This window comes from Kitasatospora sp. GP30, from assembly GCF_029892145.1.
GTDB classification, from domain to species: domain Bacteria; phylum Actinomycetota; class Actinomycetes; order Streptomycetales; family Streptomycetaceae; genus Kitasatospora; species Kitasatospora acidiphila.
The window spans coordinates 142,103-161,940 of the sequence record NZ_JARZAH010000001.1 but is presented as its reverse complement, the minus strand read 5'-3'; the positions used below and the strand labels follow the sequence as shown (position 1 = coordinate 161,940).

20 protein-coding genes and 1 tRNA gene are annotated in these 19,838 nt (G+C 72.5%); 12 read left to right on the top strand and 9 right to left on the bottom strand.

Features of this window, described 5'->3' with window-relative positions:
• Window positions 1–86: 86 nt before the first annotated feature.
• Window positions 87–899 (bottom strand): TetR/AcrR family transcriptional regulator C-terminal domain-containing protein, encoded by an 813-nt coding sequence (locus P3T35_RS00775; protein WP_101380890.1) that lies wholly within the window; start codon window positions 897–899, stop codon window positions 87–89.
• 196 nt (window positions 900–1,095) lie between these two features.
• Between P3T35_RS00775 and P3T35_RS00770 the strand changes: the two genes are divergently transcribed.
• On the top strand, window positions 1,096–1,683 hold the full coding sequence (locus P3T35_RS00770; protein ID WP_101380889.1) for an NAD(P)H-dependent oxidoreductase: 588 nt from the start codon (window positions 1,096–1,098) through the stop codon (window positions 1,681–1,683).
• A gap of 116 nt (window positions 1,684–1,799) precedes the next feature.
• Here the strand turns inward: P3T35_RS00770 and P3T35_RS00765 are convergent, their stop codons facing one another.
• Both P3T35_RS00765 and P3T35_RS00760 read right to left on the bottom strand, forming a co-directional pair.
• Entirely contained in the window at window positions 1,800–3,233 is a 1,434-nt protein-coding gene (locus P3T35_RS00765) for an amino acid permease (protein ID WP_101380888.1), read from the bottom strand.
• Between the two features lie 284 nt (window positions 3,234–3,517).
• Entirely contained in the window at window positions 3,518–5,011 is a 1,494-nt protein-coding gene (locus P3T35_RS00760; RefSeq protein ID WP_101380887.1) for a PLP-dependent aminotransferase family protein, read from the bottom strand.
• A 175-nt stretch (window positions 5,012–5,186) separates the two neighbouring features.
• On the opposite strand from P3T35_RS00760, the gene P3T35_RS00755 reads away from it, so the two are divergent.
• The 3 genes from P3T35_RS00755 (at window position 5,187) to P3T35_RS00745 (ending at window position 7,722) form a co-directional block, all read left to right on the top strand.
• The gene (locus P3T35_RS00755; RefSeq protein ID WP_101380886.1) at window positions 5,187–6,044 is read left to right on the top strand and encodes a hypothetical protein; all 858 of its coding nucleotides are present in this window, start codon (window positions 5,187–5,189) and stop codon (window positions 6,042–6,044) included.
• Between the two features lie 162 nt (window positions 6,045–6,206).
• Entirely contained in the window at window positions 6,207–6,986 is a 780-nt protein-coding gene (locus tag P3T35_RS00750) for a crotonase/enoyl-CoA hydratase family protein (RefSeq protein ID WP_101380885.1), read from the top strand.
• Window positions 6,987–7,128: 142 nt separating this feature from the next.
• Window positions 7,129–7,722, top strand: a complete 594-nt coding sequence (locus P3T35_RS00745) for an HhH-GPD-type base excision DNA repair protein (RefSeq protein WP_101380884.1) — start codon at window positions 7,129–7,131, stop codon at window positions 7,720–7,722.
• A gap of 27 nt (window positions 7,723–7,749) precedes the next feature.
• On the opposite strand, the gene P3T35_RS00740 is transcribed toward P3T35_RS00745, so the two are convergent.
• Window positions 7,750–10,497: a GH92 family glycosyl hydrolase gene (locus P3T35_RS00740; protein ID WP_101380883.1), complete on the bottom strand. Its 2,748-nt coding sequence runs from the start codon at window positions 10,495–10,497 to the stop codon at window positions 7,750–7,752.
• A 155-nt stretch (window positions 10,498–10,652) separates the two neighbouring features.
• Between P3T35_RS00740 and P3T35_RS00735 the strand changes: the two genes are divergently transcribed.
• The 3 genes from P3T35_RS00735 to P3T35_RS00725 all read left to right on the top strand — a co-directional run bounded on the left by P3T35_RS00735 (window position 10,653) and on the right by P3T35_RS00725 (window position 12,318).
• Window positions 10,653–10,880 (top strand): hypothetical protein, encoded by a 228-nt coding sequence (locus P3T35_RS00735; protein ID WP_101380882.1) that lies wholly within the window; start codon window positions 10,653–10,655, stop codon window positions 10,878–10,880.
• 122 nt (window positions 10,881–11,002) lie between these two features.
• On the top strand, window positions 11,003–11,299 hold the full coding sequence (locus P3T35_RS00730) for a type II toxin-antitoxin system VapB family antitoxin (RefSeq protein WP_101380881.1): 297 nt from the start codon (window positions 11,003–11,005) through the stop codon (window positions 11,297–11,299).
• Window positions 11,300–11,598: 299 nt separating this feature from the next.
• Window positions 11,599–12,318, top strand: coding sequence for a LytR C-terminal domain-containing protein (locus tag P3T35_RS00725; protein ID WP_143676832.1), 720 nt, complete (start codon window positions 11,599–11,601; stop codon window positions 12,316–12,318).
• A gap of 24 nt (window positions 12,319–12,342) precedes the next feature.
• Here the strand turns inward: P3T35_RS00725 and upp are convergent, their stop codons facing one another.
• On the bottom strand, window positions 12,343–12,978 hold the full coding sequence (upp, locus tag P3T35_RS00720) for a uracil phosphoribosyltransferase (RefSeq protein WP_101380879.1): 636 nt from the start codon (window positions 12,976–12,978) through the stop codon (window positions 12,343–12,345).
• A gap of 136 nt (window positions 12,979–13,114) precedes the next feature.
• On the opposite strand from upp, the gene P3T35_RS00715 reads away from it, so the two are divergent.
• The 5 genes from P3T35_RS00715 (at window position 13,115) to P3T35_RS00695 (ending at window position 15,539) form a co-directional block, all read left to right on the top strand.
• The gene (locus P3T35_RS00715; RefSeq protein ID WP_101380878.1) at window positions 13,115–13,321 is read left to right on the top strand and encodes a hypothetical protein; all 207 of its coding nucleotides are present in this window, start codon (window positions 13,115–13,117) and stop codon (window positions 13,319–13,321) included.
• A gap of 261 nt (window positions 13,322–13,582) precedes the next feature.
• The gene (locus tag P3T35_RS00710; RefSeq protein WP_280703952.1) at window positions 13,583–14,146 is read left to right on the top strand and encodes a hypothetical protein; all 564 of its coding nucleotides are present in this window, start codon (window positions 13,583–13,585) and stop codon (window positions 14,144–14,146) included.
• 32 nt (window positions 14,147–14,178) lie between these two features.
• A complete protein-coding gene (gene tadA, locus P3T35_RS00705; protein WP_101380876.1) occupies window positions 14,179–14,694 on the top strand; it encodes a tRNA adenosine(34) deaminase TadA in 516 nt (171 codons plus the stop codon).
• A 57-nt stretch (window positions 14,695–14,751) separates the two neighbouring features.
• A tRNA-Ser gene (locus tag P3T35_RS00700) sits at window positions 14,752–14,841 on the top strand.
• A gap of 68 nt (window positions 14,842–14,909) precedes the next feature.
• Window positions 14,910–15,539, top strand: a complete 630-nt coding sequence (locus tag P3T35_RS00695) for a histone deacetylase (protein WP_280703951.1) — start codon at window positions 14,910–14,912, stop codon at window positions 15,537–15,539.
• 131 nt (window positions 15,540–15,670) lie between these two features.
• Here the strand turns inward: P3T35_RS00695 and P3T35_RS00690 are convergent, their stop codons facing one another.
• The 4 genes from P3T35_RS00690 to P3T35_RS00675 form a co-directional block, all read right to left on the bottom strand.
• Window positions 15,671–17,263 (bottom strand): class I adenylate-forming enzyme family protein, encoded by a 1,593-nt coding sequence (locus P3T35_RS00690; RefSeq protein WP_180356484.1) that lies wholly within the window; start codon window positions 17,261–17,263, stop codon window positions 15,671–15,673.
• Window positions 17,260–18,225: a UbiA family prenyltransferase gene (locus P3T35_RS00685; RefSeq protein ID WP_101380874.1), complete on the bottom strand. Its 966-nt coding sequence runs from the start codon at window positions 18,223–18,225 to the stop codon at window positions 17,260–17,262. The genes P3T35_RS00690 and P3T35_RS00685 overlap by 4 nt, the downstream gene beginning before the upstream one ends.
• A 43-nt stretch (window positions 18,226–18,268) precedes the next feature.
• On the bottom strand, window positions 18,269–19,066 hold the full coding sequence (locus tag P3T35_RS00680) for a class I SAM-dependent methyltransferase (RefSeq protein WP_218976688.1): 798 nt from the start codon (window positions 19,064–19,066) through the stop codon (window positions 18,269–18,271).
• 70 nt (window positions 19,067–19,136) lie between these two features.
• Window positions 19,137–19,634, bottom strand: coding sequence for a hypothetical protein (locus P3T35_RS00675; RefSeq protein ID WP_101380872.1), 498 nt, complete (start codon window positions 19,632–19,634; stop codon window positions 19,137–19,139).
• Window positions 19,635–19,838 lie beyond the last annotated feature (204 nt).

The following is a 19,838-nucleotide window of genomic DNA, read 5'->3' as shown; positions in this document are numbered from 1 at the left end:
CTCTCCCCATGGTCACATGTCAACGGACGCCATCGCCGCCCCACACATCATCGCCGCCCCACCCGCCACCACCGTCTCGGACGCCGTCACCGTCCCTCAGCGTCACCGCTACCCTGAACGCCGCCGCCCTGAACGCCGCCACCTGCCATCCGAGCCTCGACCCCGTCCAGCAGTAGCTCCAAGCCGAGCTCGAACTGCCACAGCGCATCGTCCTTCCGCCGCTGGGTCAGCAGACTCCGGTTGTAGAGCGGGTAGCGGCCGGTGCTCATCAGGTAACTCATCTGCGGCGCCAGGCCGCTGCGCAGTTCCTCCCCGCTGGCCCAGTTCTGCTCGGTCATCAGCTCGCGGAGCAGGATCTCGTTCCCGGCCATCCCTCGTGCATAGGTGGCCACCGAGCGGGTGATCGCCAACGCGGTGTCGGCATCCAGCCCGAGCCCGTCCAGCACCGCGAGCCCCCGCTCGGCGATCGCCAGCCGGTTCGGGGTCAGCGCCAGCGCCCCCTCGCCCCCGGCGATGCGGACCAGCCACGGATGGGCGAGCAGCAGCTCCCGATTGCGCAGCGCGAGCAGCCGCAACGCCTCGCGCCAGCCGAGTTCCACCTCCGGCAGCTCCAGCTCGCCGTGCACCAGGTCGACCATCAGGTCCAGCAGCTCGCCCTTGCCGGAGACATACCGGTAGGCGGCCATCGGCGCGACGCCCAGTTCGGCGGCGAGCCGGCGCATGGTGATCGCGTCCAGCCCCTCCGCGTCGGCGACGGCTACGGCCGTGACGGCGATCCGTTCCGGGGTCAGCGCCACCCGGGCGGTCGGTGCGGGGCGCGCGACTCGCTCCCAGAGCGAGACCGGCCGCTCATCGGCACCGCCGGGACGGGCTTCGTTACGCGGATTGCGCGGACTCACAACCGACCTCCTCGATCCACTCAATGCCTTCAGTTCCCTCAGCGCCGCAGCGCCCTCAGCGCCTTCCACACTCAGCGCCTCAGCACCCCTAGGCGCTCACGCCGCGTACAGCGTATCGCCAGTAGACAACGTACACAGTCCCCGTGTACGTTGTATCTCGATCGATACGACGTACACGCCATCGAGGGGGACCATCATGAGCACGCCGCTGCGCATCGCGATCATCACCGGCAGCACCCGGGACGGGCGGTTCGGCCCGACCGTGGCCGACTGGATCCGCCGCCAGGCCGCCGAGCGCCCGGAGCTGGAGCTCGACCTGATCGACCTCGTCGAGACGCCGCTGCCCACCACGTTCCCGGCCTTCGGCCAGTCGCTGCCGGAGGCGGACGCCGAGCTGCTCGCCGCCGTGAAGCCCCGGATCGCCGCGGCCGACGCGTTCATCGTGGTCACGCCGGAGTACAACCACAGCTTCCCGGCTCCGCTGAAGAACGCCATCGACTGGCACAACGCCGAGTGGCACGCCAAGCCGGTGGGCTTCGTCAGCTACGGCGGCATCTCCGGCGGCCTGCGCGCCGTCGAGCAACTGCGCCTGGTCTTCGCCGAGCTGCACGCGGTCGGCATCCGCGACACCGTCAGCTTCGCGTCGGCCTGGGAGAAGTTCGACGCCGAGGGCGAGGCCGTCGACCCGGCCGCCGCCACCGCGGCCAAGTCGATGCTGGACCAGCTGACCTGGTGGGCGCTGGCCCTGAAGGAGGCAAAGGCGATCCGCCCGTACGGGAGCTGACCACAAGTCAGCCCGCGCACGGGCGGATCGAGAACGGACGGTCTACGGGACCACCGGGCCAACCGGCCACAGCCCACGCAAGACTGCAGGGCCAACAGGCCTACGGGACAACAGAGCTACAGAACCTCGTCCGCCTTGTCCGCCACGACGGCCTCCCGCCGCCGCTGCACCACCTGCGCGGCGATCAGCACCACCGCGGCGGCCACCAGCGAGAGGATCATCTGCACCCGACCGTCGTGCGTGGTGAACATGTAGACCACCACGAAGGCGATCAGGCCGATCGCCACCCAGGTCAGATACGGGTAGAGCCACATCCGCACGGTCAGCCGCTCGGGCGCCTCGCGCTCGATGATCCGCCGCATCCGCAGCTGCGAGAAGCAGATCACCAGCCAGACGAAGAGTGCCACCGCGCCCGAGGAGTTCAGCAGGAACTGGAAGACGGTGTTGGGCGAGGTGTAGTTGAAGAACACCGCGATGAAGCCGAAGACCACCGACGCCAGGATCGCGGTCCGCGGCACCCCCCGACCAGTCACCCGGGCGAACGCGGCCGGGGCGTCACCGCGCCGACCGAGCGAGAAGGCCATCCGGGAGGCCGTGTAGAGGCCGGAGTTGAGGCAGGAGAGCACGGCGGTCAGCACGATGACGTTCATCACCTGGGCCGCGCCCGGGATGCCGACGTGCTCCAGCACCGCCACGTAGGGGCTGCTCTTGACCGAGGCGGAGTTCCACGGCAGCAGGGTGACCACGATGAAGATCGAGCCGAGGTAGAAGACGCCGATCCGCCAGATCACGCTGTTGGTGGCCTTGGTCACGGCCTTCTCCGGGTCCTCCGACTCGCCCGCCGCCAGCGTGACGATCTCACTGCCCATGAAGGCGAAGACCACGGTGAGCATGCCGGTGAAGATCGCCCCGACACCATGCGGCAGGAAGCCGCCGTGGCCGACCAGATTGGCACTGCCGACGGCATGGGTGCCGGGCAGCAGGCCGAACATCGCCAGCACGCCGACCACGATGAAGGCGGCGATCGCCACCACCTTGATCCCGGCGAACCAGAACTCGAACTCACCGTAGGACGAGACGGAGAACAGGTTGGTCCCGGTGAGCACCGCCATCACGAGCAGTGCGAAGGCCCACTGCGGCACGGCGGGCAGCCAGCCGTTGAGGATCTTGGCACCTGCCGTAGCCTCCACCGCCAGCACGACCACCCAGAAGAACCAGTACAACCACCCGATGGTGAAGCCGGCCCAGCGGCCCAGCGCCCGGTCGGCGTAGGCGGAGAACGAGCCGCTCTGCGGGTCGGCCGCCGCCATCTCCCCGAGCATCCGCATCACCAGGACCACCAGCACACCGGCGAGCCCGTAGGAGAGCAGGATGCCCGGACCGGTGGCGGCGATGCCGGCGCCGGAGCCCACGAACAGGCCGGCGCCGATCACCCCGCCGATGGCGATCATGGACAGGTGGCGGTTCTTCAGTCCGGCCTTCAGCTGCTGGTCCGGGTTCCCACCGGACTCGGCCGTGGCCGCTGAGCGCTTCGGGGCTTCCGTGCTCATGGTTACTGCCTCTCCTGCGCGGCGGGCGTTCGGCCACGCAACGGCAGGAAACGTAACCCGGAAATGTCATAAACAGAAAGCCTCTGTGAGCAATCCCCCCCGTTTGTTGAGCATCATCTGAGGATACTGCGAGGTAGATATCGAGATTATGACAATTCCCGAGTGGCAGGCTTGAGAGTCGCGAGCGGCCGGTCCGGGCAAGACCGTTGAACCGGGTGATCCCCAGCTCGACGTGATCGACAGGTCAACGCGATCAACCGCCGTGACCGCTGCACGTCCTCCGGTCAGCGGCTTGCCGCCAGCTGCCGGCTGTGCTCCTCCCACGCCGCCCGCAACCGGTCCACGGCGGCCTCCAGGGTGTCCGGGTCCTGCGCATAACCCAGCCGCAGACCGGCCAGATGGCGGCCGTCCGCACAGGCCGCAGCCCCGGGGGTGGCCAGCACCCCGAACCGGGCGGCGGCCAGGTGCGCGAAGGTGGTGCTGTCGGCGACCGGCGGCCAGGCCCAGAGCGCCAGCCCCGCCGGCGAAGGCTGCGCCCGCCAGCCCGGCAACTGCTCGGCGAGCAGGCGCAGCAGCAGCTCCCGGCGCTCCCGCAGTGCCCGGCCGAGCTCCCGGTGCCAGGCCGGGCCGGCGGCAGCCAGCAGCTCCCGAGCGAGCAGCTGCGCCGGAACGGACGGGGCGAGGTCGGCCAGGCCCCGCAGCCGCAGCAACCGCTCGTGCAGCGGGGCGGGAGCCCGCAGCCACCCGATCCGCAGTCCGGCCCAGAAGGTGGCCGACAGCGACCCCACGGCCACCACCCCCTCGTCCAGCGCGGCCAGCGGCACCCCGTCATCCGGCCCCACCTGGGCCCCGCCCGAACCCACCTCGAAGCCACCCAGCCCCACCTGGAAGCCCTCCGAACCCACCTGCGCCCCGCCCAGACCCACCGCGAAGCCCTCCAGCCCCACCTGCGACAGGTCCTCGATCAGCACGCCCGAGGCCCGCCGAACGACCGCCAGCAGCTCGGCCCGGCGGGCGCCGGCCAGTCGGTGGGCCGCGGCGTCCAGATACAGCACCGGCGACGGTGTCCGCCGCCCGGCCCGGGCCAGCGCCGCCACGTCCAGCTGCTGCTCCGGGCCCAGCGGCACGCCCACCACGCCCGCCTGCCGCGCCGCGACCAGCTCGGCCAGCCCCGGGCGGGTCGGGCACCCGGTGAGCACGGTCCGCCCCGGTGCCGACAGCGCGGTGGCCAGCAGCGCCAGCGCCTGCTGACTGCCCGCCGTGATGATCAGCTGATCGGCCTCGGTGGGCAGCCGCAGCCGGTGCGTCAGCTGCTCCGCCAGCGCCGTCCGCAGCTCGGGCAGACCGGCCAGGTGCACCCCGTGGCCGTAGCCGTCCAGCGGCGGGAACGCACCGACCGCGGGCAGATGTCCGGTGCCCGCCGGTACCGGGAGCGAGAGGTCGATCAGTTCGACATCCGGCGCCGGCGCCCGGCCGGACGGCACCGCCGACCGGTCCCGGGTCCAGGCCGGCCGCCGGCTGACGTAGGTCCCGGCTCCCTGGCGCCGCTCCACCAGGCCGTTCTCGACCAGCCGCTCGTAGGCGCGGACCACGGTGCCGCGGCTGACCGCCAGGGCATCGGCCAGCAGGCGTTCGGGGGGCAGCCGGTCGCCCGGCAGCGCCAGGCGCCGCTGGACCGCCGCCGCAGCGGCCTCGGCGATCCGCCGGTAGCGCGGGCCGGGACGCTGCTGCCAGCCGTCCAGGGCGATCCGCGTCCACCAGCCCAGATCCTGGTCCATTCGGTCAGATTGGCACTGTCCCGAGGCGGCTCACAAGGTCCACGCTGCACATAGCCATCCGGAAGACACCGCCGTCCGGCAACGCAGCCGTGCTGAACCACGGTCGTCCGGAACCACTGTCGTCCAAAAAACGCAGCCGCCCAGAACCACAGCCGCCCGGAAAGGTGCCCGCCCGATGCAGCCCAGCCCCACCCTCGCCCGCCGCTTCTGGGAGGCCGTCGAGCCGCTGCACGCCCTGGTCTACTTCACCCCGGAGCCGGCCGAGGCGGCCCGCGCCGTCGGCGTCACCGGCTGGTGGCGGGGCTACTTCGCGGGCCGGATCGCACCGCTCGGCGCCCTCGGCGGTCCGGCCGCCGCCGCGCTCTTCTTCGCCTTCTCCCCCGTCAAGACCGGCTATGCGCTGCCCGCCGCCTGGACCGAGGCCGCCCCCGAGAAGGTGCTCGACGCCCGGCTGGCCGCGGTCCGCTCGGCCCTGGACCGCACCCTGCCCACCGACCGCACCGGCCTGGACGAACTGGTCGATCTCCTGGAACGGGCAGTCGAGGGCTGCGCCTTCGAGGGCCGGCCACTGGCCGCCGCCTGGTCCGCCGTACCCCGGCCGGCCGACCCGCTCGGCAGGCTCTGGCTCGCCGCCACCGTGCTGCGCGAACACCGCGGCGACGGCCACGTGATCGCCGTGACCCACGCCGGCCTGACCGGCCTGGAAGCCGGGCTCACCCATGTGGCCACCGGCGCCGTCCCGGCCGACCTGATCCAGCGCAGCCGCGGCTGGACCGACGCCGAATGGGACGGCGCCCGCCGCCGCCTGGTGGCCCGCGGCCTGCTGGACCGCGGCGGCCGGCTCACCAAGTCCGGCGGCACCCTCCGCCGGGAGCTGGAGACCGCCACCGACCGGCTGGCCGCGGACCCGGTGATGCTGCTCGGTGAGTCCGGCCTCACCCGGGCCATCGAGCTGGCCGCCCCGCTCAGCCGCCATCTGATCGACAGCCAGGTGGTCCCGCTCCCCAACCCGATCGGTGTCCCCCGCCCCTGACCCCCTGCCCCCTGCCCCCTGCCCCCGCACACCCCCGCCCCTGACCCCGCACACCCCTGCCCCCACCCCTGACCCCGCGCGCCCCTGACCCCACCCCTGACCCCGCACACCCCTGCCCCCGCTCCCACGACCTCCCGCCCCCTTGCCCCCGAAAGGCCTCACATGACCGCCCTGGTGCTGACCGCCACCGACGGCCCGATCACCACCCTCACCCTCAACCGCCCGGAGAAACTCAACGCTCTCAGCTACGCCCTGATCGACGAACTGGACGCCGCCCTCGACCGGGTCGAGGCCGACGACACCGTCCGCGCCGTGGTGCTGACCGGGGCCGGCGACCGGGCGTTCAGCGCCGGCGCCGACATCGGCGACCTGGCCGCGAGCATCTCCGGTGGCACGGAGCGGGCGCTGCGCGAGGTGGTGCGACGCGGCCAGGGGATCACCCGGCGGATCGAGAACTTTCCCAAGCCGGTCATCGCCGCCGTCAACGGCCTCGCCTACGGCGGCGGTTGCGAAATCATCGAAGCCGCACCCCTGGCCCTGGCCGCCGCCTGCGCAACGTTCGCCAAGCCCGAGATCACCCTCGGCTTCCCGCCCCCGTTCGGCGGTTCCCAGCGCCTGCCCCGCCATCTCGGCCGCAAGCGCGCCTTGGAGCTGATCCTCACCGGCGACCCCGTCGACGCCGCCCGGGCCGCCGAACTCGGCCTGGTCAACGCCGTCGTCCCGGCACCCGACCTACTCCCGGCCGCCCACGCCCTGGCCCACCGCACCATCCGGCACGCCCCGACCGCCGTCACCGCCTGCCTCACCGCCGTCACCCGCGGCCTCAACCTCCCCATCGACGAGGCCCTGGCCACCGAGGCCGCCCAGTTCGCCGCCACCCTCCCCACCCCAGGGGTCACCGAGGGCCTGCGGCGCTTCCTGACCCGCCCTCGCACGCACTGACAGCACGCCAAGTTGCCGCGCGCTGGCGGGCACGCACTGACCGGCACGCACTGAACGGCACGCTCTAACGGGCACGCTGAGTTGCCCCGCCCTGACCGGCACGCCGAGTTGCCCCGCCCTGACCGGGCGCCATCATGGGGGCATGGCCGTCACGCTTCGTCTCGCGCAGCAGGCTGATGCCGATGCGCTGCTCAGCCGTAGTCCGCTCGCCCTGATGATCGGGATGCTGCTGGATCAGCAGGTGCCCATGGAGCTGGCGTTCACGGGGCCGTACACGGTCGCGCAGCGGATGGGGGTGGCGGAGCTGGATGCGGGGACGATCGCGAACCAGGATCCGGAGGAGTTCGCGGCGCTGTTCGCGGCGAAGCCGGCGGTGCACCGGTATCCGGGGTCGATGGCGGGCCGGGTGCAACAGCTGTGCCGGTTCCTGGTGGAGCGGTACGGCGGCCGGGCGGAGGCGGTGTGGCGGGATGCTCCGAGCGGGGCGGAGCTGCTGCGCCGGTTGAACGAACTGCCCGGGTTCGGGCCGCAGAAGTCGCAGATCTTCCTGGCGCTGCTCGGCAAGCAGCTCGGGGTGCGGCCGGCGGGGTGGCGGGAGGCGGCCGGAGCGTACGGCGAGGACGGCTCCCACCGCTCGGTCGCGGACATCACCGACGCCGAGACGCTTCTCCAGGTCCGGTCCTACAAGCAGCAGATGAAGCAGGCGGCCAAGGCGAAGAAGAAGGCCGGGTCCTGACCCGAGGCCAGGACCCGGCGGTTGCCGTCAGTGGTTCAGCATCACCCAGTGCTGGGCGCCGGTGCCGTTGCAGTCCCACAACTGCACCCGGGTGCCGTCGTCGGTGCGGCTCTGCGGGTCGTCCAGGCAGCGCCCGGACGGCGGGTTGAACAGGGAGCCGTCGGGGCGCGGCCACCACTGCTGGGCGCCGGTGCCGTTGCAGGGCCAGGCCTGGACGACGGTGCCGGCGGCCGTGCCGGAGCCGTCGACGTCGAGGCACTTGCCGACCGCCCGAACGGTGCCGTCCCCGGCCAGCGTCCAGCGCTGGGCATTGGTCCCGTTGCAGCCCCACAGCTGGACGGTGGGGCCGGCGCCCTGGTCGACGTCCAGGCACTTGGCGCCCAGGCCGGTGATCGGCCCGCTGGCCAACCGGGCCGGGCCGACGTCGAAGGACGGCGGGGCGTCCTTCGGGTCATGGCCCCAGCTCGGGTCGGGGGTGGTGGCCAGGTCGAAGTCCAGGGTGCCGCCCTGGCCGACCAGGTCGGCGCTCACCCACGGACGGGTGCTGGCCTGGCCGTCGACCCGCAGGCCGTGCACGTAGCGGGTGTCGGCCGAGGCGTTCCGGGCCTTGATGTCGATGATGGCGCCGTTGCCCCGGCTGATGGTGATGCCCTGGAAGAGCGGGCTGCCCAGCACCAGTTCGGCGCGGCCCGGGACCATCGGGAAGAGGCCGATCATGCCCCAGACCGCCCAAGAGCCCATCTCGCCGAGGTCGTCGTTGCCGACCTCGCCGCCGGGAGTGTCGCCGAACAGCGTGGTGACCGCACTGCGCACCACGTCGTCGGTCCGGTCCGGACGGCCCGCGTAGTCGTAGGCCCAGGGGGCGAAGAGGCTGGGCTCGTTGCCCAGGTAGGCGTAGGGCGCGCCGGGACCGGCGTCGAGCTGCTGGAAGAAGGAGTCCAGCCGGTTGGTCACGGAGGCATTGCCGCCCATCGCGTCGAACAGCCCGCGCTGGTTGTACGGGACGTTCCAGGTGTACTGGGCGCCGTTGCCCTCCGCGAAGTTGTCGCCGCTGGTCGGGTTGAAGTTCGGCCAGGTGTGGTCCGCGGTGCGCGGCTGGATGTACTTGCTGTCGGCGTTGAAGGTGTTGCGCCAGTTGGCCGAGGCGTGCAGCAGCGCGTCGTGGTCCTCGCGGTCGCCGAGCCGTTCGGCGAGCTGGCTGAGCGCGAAGTCGGCGGTGGCGTACTCCAGGGTGCCGGCGGCCGGGCCCCACTCTCCCGGGGTGTTGACGGGCAGGAAGCCCGCGCTGTCGTAGACCGCGTGGCCCGGGCGCTCCTTGTCGTTGCCGCGCCCGTCCAGGGCCCGGCTCAGCAGGTCGGCGGCGTCGAAGTCGGTACCGCCGAACGCGTGGATCTCGGCGGCGATCATCGGCAGCGGATCGCCGACCATCACACCGGTGCCGCCATTGGCGAGCGTCCAGCGGTCGAAGTAGCCGGCCTGGGCGCCTTGGTTGAGCACCGACTGGGCGACGTCGGAGGCCTCCTTGGGGGCCAGCAGCGCCAGCAGCTGGATCTGCGAGCGGTAGATGTCCCAGCCCGAGAAGTCGGCGTACTGGACTTTGCCGTCCGGGTTCTGATGAACCTTCCCATCCATGCCCGGGTACTGGCCGTCCACGTCGCTGAGCGCGCAGGGGGACAGCAGCGAGTGGTAGAGCGCGGTGTAGAAGGTGCGCTTCTGCTGCGTGGTGCCGCCGCCGACCGCGATCCGGGCGAGCATGTCGTTCCAGTTGGACCGGACGCCGTCGCGCAGCTTGTCGAAGCCGGCGCCCGCCTGCTCGTGGTCCAGGTTGGCCTCGGCGCCCGCGGCGCTGGTGAAGGAGATGCCGACCCGGGCGGTGACGGTGCTGCCCGGTGCGAAGGTGACCATGGCCTGGGCGTCCGAGCCGGTGGCCGGCGCGTCCGGGTGCACCAGCTCGGTGGGCTGCCGGAGCCGCTGGGCCTGGGCGGACCTGGGCGGCTGCGGGGCGATCCCCTCGCTCTGCCCGGTGGCGGTGTGCTGGGAGGCGTCCAGCGCGCCGTCGCGCACCGTGCCGGCCTTGGCGAACGGCTGGTCGAAGTGGGCCGTGAAGTAGATCCGGTAGTGGTTGCCCGCACCGCAGAAGCCGCCGCCGTCGGTGTAGCCGGAGATGGTGTCGGTGCCGACCGTCACCGAGCCGGAGGCCTTGTTGAAGGCCCGCCCGGCGTCCACCAGCAGCGAGGCGGTCTGGCCGGCCGGGTAGCTGAACCGCGCCATGCCGGAGCGCTGGGTGGTGGTCAGCTCGGTGCGCAGGCCGTTGTCGAAGGTGACGGCGTAGCTGCCGGGTGCGGCGCTCTCGTGGGCGTGCGAGAAGGTCTCGTGCGCCACCGGCGTGTCGCCCAGGAACGGCATGAACGGGATGTTCCCGTAGTCGCCGCAGCCCGCGCCGGAGATGTGCGTCAGGCTGAAGCCGCGGATCCGCTGGTCGTCGTAGAAGTAGCCGCCGTGCTGGTAGGTCACGGTGTCGGGGCTCCACTGCATCATGCCGAGCGGGGCGGTGGCACCGGGGAAGGTGTTGCCGGCGCCGCCGCCGTTGCCGTAGTCGATGCCGCCCGGCTTGGTCCCGACGAACGGATTGACGTACTGGGCGGGGTCGCTGACGGTGGTTCGAGGGCTGGCGGCTCGGTGCGCGACGGCCGGCGGGGCCGCTCCGGCGACCAGCAGAGCGGCGGCCACGGCTAGCGGAGCCCGGGTCGCGGCGAAGAACTGACGGTCTCTCATCTGCTCATCGTCAAGCCGCCGATCCGGCACTCGCTGATGCGACAGGCCACGGTCACCCGGACGTGTGAGCCCGTCTGCGCCTGCCAGGTCTAGACCAACTCCGGGGCGACGGCCAGCGTGGACCGTCCCGCCCGATCGCATTCCGGAGTCGCGCCGTGCGGTCGTCCGTCCTCGCCTTCGCCACCGACCTGCTCGACGAGGGTGCGGACACCTTGCTCGCGGTGGTCCTGCGCCCGGTGGGCGTGGACTGCGACGGGCCGGCCGACCTGGCCGCCAAGGTCGCGGTGCTGCGCGAGCTCGGCGCGCCCGAGGTCGAGTGCTACGACTACGGACTGATGCGGCTCTCCTCGCTGGACCGGATCGGTGCCGCCCTGAGGAGTTGAGGCCTGGATTTCCGAAACATTTTCTGCGACTGGAGTGAACCTCCGGGACCCACGTGGCCGAGACCACTGCCCGGGCCGCGCGTTTGCTGCACCAGCCGCGCCGGTACGGGTAGGCTTTCCGTGTGATCTTCAAGCGCATCGGCAACGGGCGGCCGTACCCGGATCACGGCCGGACCAGCACCCGCCAGTGGGCGGACGTCGCCCCTCGCCCGGTGCGACTCGACCAGTTGGTGACCACCAAGGGCCAGTTGGACCTGGAAACCCTGCTGGCCGAGGACTCCACGTTCTACGGCGACCTGTTCGCCCATGTCGTCAAGTGGCACGGCGACCTGTACCTGGAGGACGGGCTGCACCGCGCGGTGCGGGCCGCGCTGCAGCAGCGCCAGGTGCTGCACGCCCGAGTCCTGGAGCTCGACTGACGGGGGGCCGACGCATCACCCCCGCAACGTTGGCGCACCCACGCGCGTTGTCACTTTCACGAGCCCGGGATTCCGCTCGGGCCAGCCCGCCGAATGATCGTCAGTACACCCTTTCGAGTGCTCGGGTGCGGCCAAAGGATGATCATTTATTACCTTCATCCAGGGAACCGGACTAGGCTGCTGACCACGGTCGCCCAGTGCTGCGGACCCACCGCCCCGCGCTGCGGCCGATCGCCCGCGACGCGCCCGTCACCCATCGGCAAGGCTGCCCTTCCACCAAGGGGAGACAGACTGTGAGCATGTTGACTCCCCATGGCATGAAGGGGAAGCAGTTCCGGATCACTGGCACCAGCTATCCGCGGCTCGGCCCACCGCCCCGGCGCGGGCGCAGGGTGCTGATGCTGGTGGGCTCCCTGCTCGCACTCGCGCTGATCGCCCTCGGTGGAGTCCAGCTGGTGAACATCTTCACCGGCAAGGCCAAGCACGGCCTCGCCCAGGCCTGCGCCCACCCCTTGGGCAAGCCGCTGGCCGCCCCGGTCACGGGCGCGCCCTCCACTTCGCCGTCACCCTCCGGTTCCGCCTCCCCCGGTGGATCCGCCTCCCCCGGTGCGCTCGGCACCCCGCTGCCGGCCGTGACCGCGGTGCCGTCACCGCAGACCGTCACGGTCAACGTGCTCAACGCCAGCGACAAGAACGGGCTGGCGGCGCGCACCGCCGACGAGCTGAAGAAGCGCGGCTTCACCGTGGGCAAGGTCGGCAACGCGCCGGGCCCGCTGCAGAACAAGGTGCCCGGCGCCGCCGAGGTGGTCGGCGGTCAGTCCGGGGCCGCCGCCGCGGCGCTGCTCGGCGCCCAGGTCGCCGGGTCCGCCACGATGAACGACGGCCGCAGCGACGGCAGCGTGGACTTCGTGATCGGCGCCGGCTTCTCCCAACTGCTCGACCAGAACGCGGCAGCCACCGCGCTGGCCGCCGCCATCAAGCCGTCGCCGAGCCCCTCCCCGCAGCCGGGCAACTGCTGAGCGGCCCGCTCGCCGAGCGCCCGCTCAGCCGGCCGTGCCGTAGAGCCGGTCGCCCGCGTCGCCCAGGCCCGGGACGATGTAGCCGTGCTCGTTCAGCCGCTGGTCGATCGCGGCGGTGACCACGGTGACCGGCTGCCCGGCCAGCTCCTTCTCCATCACGGCGACGCCCTCCGGCGCGGCCAGCAGCACCACGGCCGTCACATCGGTGGCGCCGCGGTCGATCAGCAGCCGGATCGCCGCCACCAGGGTGCCGCCGGTGGCCAGCATCGGGTCCAGCACGTAGACCTGACGGCCCGACAGGTCGTCGGGCATCCGGGTGGCGTAGGTGGACGCCTCCAGGGTCTCCTCGTTGCGGACCATGCCCAGGAAGCCGACCTCAGCGGTGGGCAGCAGCCGGGTCATGCCGTCCAGCATGCCCAGGCCGGCCCGCAGGATCGGCACCACCAGCGGCCGCGGGTAGCTGAGCCGGGTGCCGGTGGTCACCGCGACCGGGGTGGTGATCTCGACCTCGTCGGTCCGCACGTCCCGGGTGGCCTCGTAGGCCAGCAGCGTCACCAATTCGTCGGTGAGGCGACGGAAGGTCGGGGAGTCGGTGCGCTCATCGCGCAGCGTGGAGAGCTTGTGGGCCACCAGGGGGTGGTCGACGACGTGGATCCGCATAGAGGGACCTTAACCGCGTTCCGGGACCGGTCACGACCATACGTGGCCGGACTTTGCCGTGATCATGACCGATCCCCCTGAAGGCGTCGTCCCGCCCGATGGTGTCGAATCGGGACTTCTGGGAAAGTCGCACAGTATGGAGAGGAACCCGGAGAACTCCTCCGCCGACCCCGACGAGCCAGCCGGCAACACACCCGAGCCCGAGGCCGAGCGCCGCCGGCGCCGCGCCGTCTTCCTGCGCGAACTCGCCGAGGCCCGAGAACTGCGGGCCCGGGTGCAGCCGCGCAAGACCAAGGAGCGCCGAATGCGTGAAGCACTCCGCATGCGTACCTTCCGGATCTGACACGACCACCAGCCGGTTCGCACATGATCCGGGGGCGATCACCGGCCGCGGAGCGGCGAATCCGAGCCATCTGACGCGTATTCGCGGGTCCAATCCGACACGACCTGCGAAGACGCGCTGCCGAACACTCCCCGCGAGGCCTGGCTATCTGTCACGATGCCGATGGGACGGTCCGAACAGCGGACCGCCTCTGGTGCGGGGGCGGCCAGACCGCGTTCGCCCGAGTCCGCCTACGGCCGAGACCATTTGGGAGAGTCCCTGGTGGCGTACTTCGCTGCAGTGCTTGCTCGCACCGAGGACGGGTGGGATGTGAGCGAGACCGAGTTGGACAACGTCGAGACCCTGGCCGACCTTGCCGATCTGGCACGCGAGTCGGCGCAGGACGACGACACGGTCCTGCTGTTCATCGAGCAGGAGGACACATGGTTCGCCGTCGTCCGGGTGGACGGCGAGGACGACCCGCGCATCTTCGTCTCTGACGCCGCCGCGGCCGCCCGCAGCTCCTACGGGGACGTGGTCCTCACCGAGGAGCTGGTCGGCCGCGCCGGGGACAGCGAGTTCGACGACCTGGACAATCTGGTCACCGACCTGGAGGACGGCGACGCCGAGCTCTCCGCCGACGACGAGGACGACGAGGACCGCCCGCTGACCGGCCCCGGCGGCGTGCCGGTCGGCCCGCTCGGCGACTCCGAGCTGCTCACCGAGTTCGGCGTGCCGGCCGCGGACCTGCTGGAGCTCAGCGGCGAGGGCGCCGAACCCGGCGACGCCCTCGCCGAGCTCGCCGAGGCACTGGGCTGCGGCGAGGTGCTGGAGGCCGTGCGCTGAGGCCCCGGGGCTGCGTCCGCCACACTGGGGGGATGCAGCCCCACCTCGACCTCGCCCTGGCCCCGCTCCCGGCCCCGGTCCGCCCCGACCCGGTGCGGGACCGCTGGGAGCCGTCGATGCGGCAGGCCATCGCCGAGGCCGCGCTGGCCCCGGCGACCGGCGACGTGCCGGTCGGCGCGCTGGTGCTGGGCCCCGACGGCACCGTCATCGGCCGCGGGCACAACGTGCGCGAGGCGGTCGGGGACCCGACCGGGCACGCCGAGATCGTCGCCATCCGGCAGGCCGCCACCGCGCTCGGAGAGTGGCGCCTGGGCGGCTGCACCCTGGTGGTCACCCTGGAGCCCTGCACCATGTGCGCGGGCGCCATCGTGCTGGCCCGCCTGGACCGTGTCGTCTACGGCGCGCTCGAACCCAAGACCGGCGCCGCCGGCTCCCTCTTCGACGCCCTGCGCGACCCGCGCCTCAACCACCGCCCCGAGGTCGTTCCCGGCGTCCTCGCCGACACCTGCGCCGCCCAGCTGCGCGCCTGGTTCGACACCCACCGCTGATCACCGGCCGAGAACGGATTTCGTCGCGGGCCACCCAGTCCGGTAGAGTCTCCTCTCGGTAGCGTGTCCGAGCGGCCAAAGGAGCACGCCTCGAAAGCGTGTGTGGGGGCAACTCCACCGTGGGTTCGAATCCCACCGCTACCGCCATCCGAAGGCGCCCATCGATTCCCGGTGGGCGCCTTCGTCGTTGCCTGGCCGAGTGGGGAACCTGGGTGATGAGCGGCATGCCACAGTGGATCTGGTACGCGGCGTACGGGTCGAACATGGCCGTCGAGCGGCTGCGCTGCTATGTGCAGGGCGGGCAGGCGGCGGGCGGGGTGCGGACGTATCCGGGGTGCCGGGAGCGGGGGATGCCCGGGGCGGCGCGCGGGGTGGAGCTGCCGGGGCGGCTGTACTTCGCGGGGGTGTCGGGGCAGTGGGGCGGTGGGATGGGGTTCTACGAGGCGGGGGCGGGGGTGGTGCCGGCCCGGGCGTACCGGGTGACGGTGGGCCAGTTCTCCGACATCGTGGCGCAGGAGATGTACCGCGCGCCGGGGGCCGACCTCGATCTGGCCACCGTGCTGGCGACCGGGCGGGACGAGCTGGGCCCGGGGCGGTACGAGACCCTGTTGCTGGTCGGCGAGGTCGACGGCGAGCCGATGCTGACCTTCACCGCCTCCTGGTCGCCGGCCGAGGCGCCGCTGAACGCGCCGGCCGAGGCGTATCTGCGGCAGCTGGCCGCCGGGCTGGCCGAGGCGCACGGCTGGGACACCGAACGGATCGCCGCCTACCTGGCGAGCCGCCCGGGCGCGGCCGGCCACTGGTCGGCCGCGTCCGTGGCGGAGCTGCTCGCCCGCACCGCGTGACCGGTCAGACCGGCACCCGTTGCGGCGACGCGGCAGCCGGACGCCGGCGGGGCCGGCGGGGCCGGCACGGTCGGCGGGTTCGGCGGGGCCTCACGAGGGAATGAGCGACAGAGACAAGGAATGACGTCGCATCAAGTCCACTGCCCGCTGCCGTACCGCGCCGTGTCCGCCAGATAGCGGTCGCGCAGTACGTTGCGGCGCACCTTGCCGGTGCCGGTGCGGGGCAGCGCCTCCCAGCCGAGCAGCAGCGGCTCGGCCAGCGGCGGCAGGTCGCGCACCGCGTGCCGCCAGCGGCCCGGGTCGAGCAGGCCGTCCCGGGTGACCAGCAGCGGCAGCGCCGGCTGCCCGGGCCCGGCGCCCAGCACCACGGCCTCCTCGACCTCCGGCAGCCGCTCGTGCAGCACGTCCTCCAACTCGACGCAGCTGGCCCCCGGCATCATGTCCACCTCGCGGTCCAGCACCCGCACGCCGCCGGTCCTGGTCCGCGTCCCGATGTCGCCGGTGCTGAACCAGCGCCCGTCGCGTTTGGCGGCCCAGCGCTCGGGTTCACCCACATAGCCCTGGCAGAGTCCGGGTACCCGGGCTTGCAGCAGGCCCACCTGGCCGCGCGGCAGCCGCCGTCCGGTGGTGGGGTCGACCACCCGCAGCCCTACCCAGCCGGGCACCGGCCGGCCCAGGTCGCGGGTGGTGGGGTGGCGCTCGTCGCGCCGGGCCAGCGAGCGGCGGACGAAGAAGCGGAAGCTCAGCGGCCCGGTCTCGCTCTGCCCCCAGGCCTGCATCCAGACCGGGAACCGGCGGTCGCTGGCGTCGAGGAAGGCGCGCACGGTGGGCGGGTGCACCGCGTCGAAGGTGCTGATGAACAGGCGCACCCCGGCGAACGGGCCGTCCGGCTCGGCAGCCAGCGGCTGCCAGTGCTGGTAGACGGCGGGCGCCGCCTCCACGATGGTGGGCGGGTGCTCGCGCAGCAGTTGGACGGCGGCCGGTCCGTCGTCGGCCAGCGCCAGGGCGTTCTCCGGTCGTGCCCAGAGCGTGGAGATGGTCCAGGAGACCGCCCGGCCGTGTGCGAAGGAGACCGCGCTCGCCGTGGTGTCCGACGGGCGCACCGCGGTGACCGGCCAGGGGCGCGCCTCGAACCCGGTGATCCGGCGGACCAGGCTGCGGGTGGAGTGCACCACCAGCTTCGGCACCCCGGTGGTGCCGGAGGTGTGCATGATCACCAGCGGCTCGTCGTCCGCCCGCCGGTGGACGGCAGGGACGGCGCTGCCGAGAAGGTCGGCCAGATCGGTGGCGCCGGGCATCGCCCCGTCCAGGCAGACCGTCGGCACGGCGGGCCGGTCGGCCGCGCCCGCCAGGGTGGCCCGGTCGGAGAGCAGCAACGCGGGCCGCAGCCGGGCGAGCAGGGCCGCCAGCGCCTCCGGCGGCAGCACCGCGGAGATCAGTGCGGGCACCGCGCCGATCCGCGCGGCGGCGGCGGCCAGCAGCGCGTAGTCCCAGTGGTTGCGCTTGTGGATCGCCACGCGATCACCGGGGCGCACCTTGGCGGCGGCCAGCACGGCGGACATCTCCCGGACCAGCTCGGCGAGTTGCGGGATGGTCCAGACGCAGCCGGCGTCCGGGGCGAGGTCCAGCGGGCGGCTCAGCCGGACGGTGGTGGGCGAGCCGCGATCGGCCAGGGTCTCCAGGAGCGGGCCGAAGTCGAGCGGCCGCGGGCGCAACAGCCTCATGCCGCACCCCCGTTGAGCAGGCAGGCGGCCACCAGCAGGGCAGTGCAGACCCGGTGGGTGTGGATGCCGAGTCGGCGGGCCCGCAGGATCTCCTGGGAGCCGGCTACCAGGCCGAGCGTGAACTGCCCGGCCCGAAGCGCGATCACCGGGGCCATGAAAGCAGCGAACCAGCGTGGTGTGTAGCCGAGTTGGGCGGGAGCCAGGAGCAGCGCGGCCTCCAGCAGGGAGAGCGCCGCGATGAAGGCCGCGTTGCCGGCCGGCGAGGCGAGCACCGCCACAGTGCGTCGGCCCACCGCCCGGTCGCCCGCGATGTCATTGACGTTGGAGTAGACGCCGAACAGCAGCGGGCCGAGCCCGAAGACCAGCCCCAGCACGGCCGCGAAGCCGTCGGCCCGGCCGGTGATCAGCCCGTAGGGGGCGAGCACGAAGACCCAGCCGTAGTAGGCGAGGAGGAACTCCTGCCAGCCCCGGTAGCTCAGCCGCAGCCACCAGGAGTACTGGAAGCCGGCGAACAGGCAGCCGAGCGTGCCCGCGACGGCCCACCAGGGCCGGTGCGGCGCGATCGCCAACGCCAGCCCCCAGCAGCCGAACTGCGCGGCGATCGCCCACCAGGCGAACCGCACGGCCCGCCGCTCGGTCAGCGTGCCGGCGATCAGCGGCTTGCGGGCCAGTCGGCGGGCGGGCGCGTCGGGGCCGTAGTTGGCGGCGTCACTGCCGTCCCGGTAGCCGGTCACGTCGTCGAGGGAGCACAGCCCGGCGAACATGGCGATCCCGCCGACCAGGAAGAGCCCGATCACCGCCCAGCCGCGGCCGGTCAGCGGGTGGGCGGGCAGCAGCATGGCCAGCAGCAGCGGGGTCGCCAGGTAGTAGTCGTAGACGTCCAGCTTGGCGAGGCGGACGTAGGCCCGCCAGGACGCGGCCGTGGGCCGGTACCGCCCGACTGGCGCGAAGGTGTCCAGCACGGTGGGGAATCCTCTTCGTGAGGTGGGGTGTCGAATGGGTCGGTCAGGCTCGGCGGGCCTGCACCGAGTAGACGACCGGCGAACAGACGGCGAACTGCGGATCGCTCATCAGGTCTGCCAACGCGCCGAGTTGGCGCTCAGTCAGGCCGTTGGCCAGCAGCCGGTCGCGCAGCATCTCCAGCAGGCAGAGCTGGAGCTCCAGGCCGGGGTGTCCGGCCCGCCAGAGGAAGATCCGGGGCTGCGGGTCGAGGTGCTCGAATCCGGCGTCGCGCAGCTCGGCGGCGCACTCGCGGCCCCAGGTCACCCGGGCGCCGGCAGCGCCGAACAGCCGCTCCTTGGCGGCGAGATAGGACTCGTAGAGCCGACCCGCGGCGCCGTCGGGGGTGAGCAGCGCCGGGGCGTAGGAGGTGTCGAACTCGTCGATCTGGATCCAGCCGCCGGGGCGCAGCGCCGCCCGCAGCCGGGCCAGCACCTCCCGCCTGTTGGGCACGTGCTGGAGCACCAGCCGGGCGTGCACCAGGTCGAACTCGCCGGTGGGCAGCGGGTCCTGGCCGATGTCATGGCGTAGCACCCGCAGGCCGGCGCCGGATGCCAGCCGCCTGGTGTCCAGGTCGGTGGCGAGCACCTCACCGCCCGGCAGCACCCGGTGGGCCAGCCAGCGGGCGATGCTCCCGTCGCCGGCGCCGATCTCCAGGCAGCGCCACCCGGGCCCGACTCCGGTGCCCGCCAACCGCTCGGTGGTGTACGGGTCGTAGGCCTCGCGCAGGGCGCGCAGTTGGGTGCCGGCGAGGTCGGTGGCCTCGGCCATGGCATAGGCGGTCATCGGGGATGCTCCGGTCACGAACGGCGGGGTGGCAGCAGACGGGGAGCCGTCGACGGATCGACGGCTCCCCGGTGGAACTGTGCTGGGCTCAGCTGAAGGTGGCGTCGAACACGCCCTGGGCCCGCGGCGTGAAGGTGACCTGGCCGGTGACACCCTCGTAGCTGCCGGTGCCGCCGTTGACCACGCCGGTGTCGGCGGCGCGCTCCGGGTTGGCCGCGTCGTCGCTGATGGGCAGCGTGGTGCTGAAGGAGATCTTGCCCTCCTTGGTGTTGATGGTGCCGGTGCAGAACACCACGTCGGACTTGGTGTTGATCGCGTCCTTGGCGCAGACGTCGAACGCCTCACCGACCTTGTTGCCGCTGGTGTCCTTGACGACGGCGCGGCCACCGAAGGTGGTCCCGACCAGCTGCGGGCTGTCGGCCTCGCCGTTGGTGCCGGAGAAGTCCAGGGTCATCGCCGGAATCCTGGCAGCGTTCTGGGCCGCGGGCGCGTTGTCCGCGAGGGCCGGAACGCTCAGGGCAGCGACCGTGCCCACGACCAGACCGGCGACCGCGATGGCGACGGAGCGCTTGGCCGTGATTTGCATGGGTCCTCCTAGGACATGTCGGGCCGAGTGCCCGAGCTCGGCGCCAGTTGATCACAGCCCGGCCAACTCTCGTCACTCTCCGTGTCATCGGCGGGTCGGTGGACCCGGAACACCGCCAGCCCTTGCAGCACTTGGGCTCTTGACCGGGATCCGGCGCAAAAAAGTCCCGAATGACCGATCCCGGACTTCACTCGGACGGTGAAC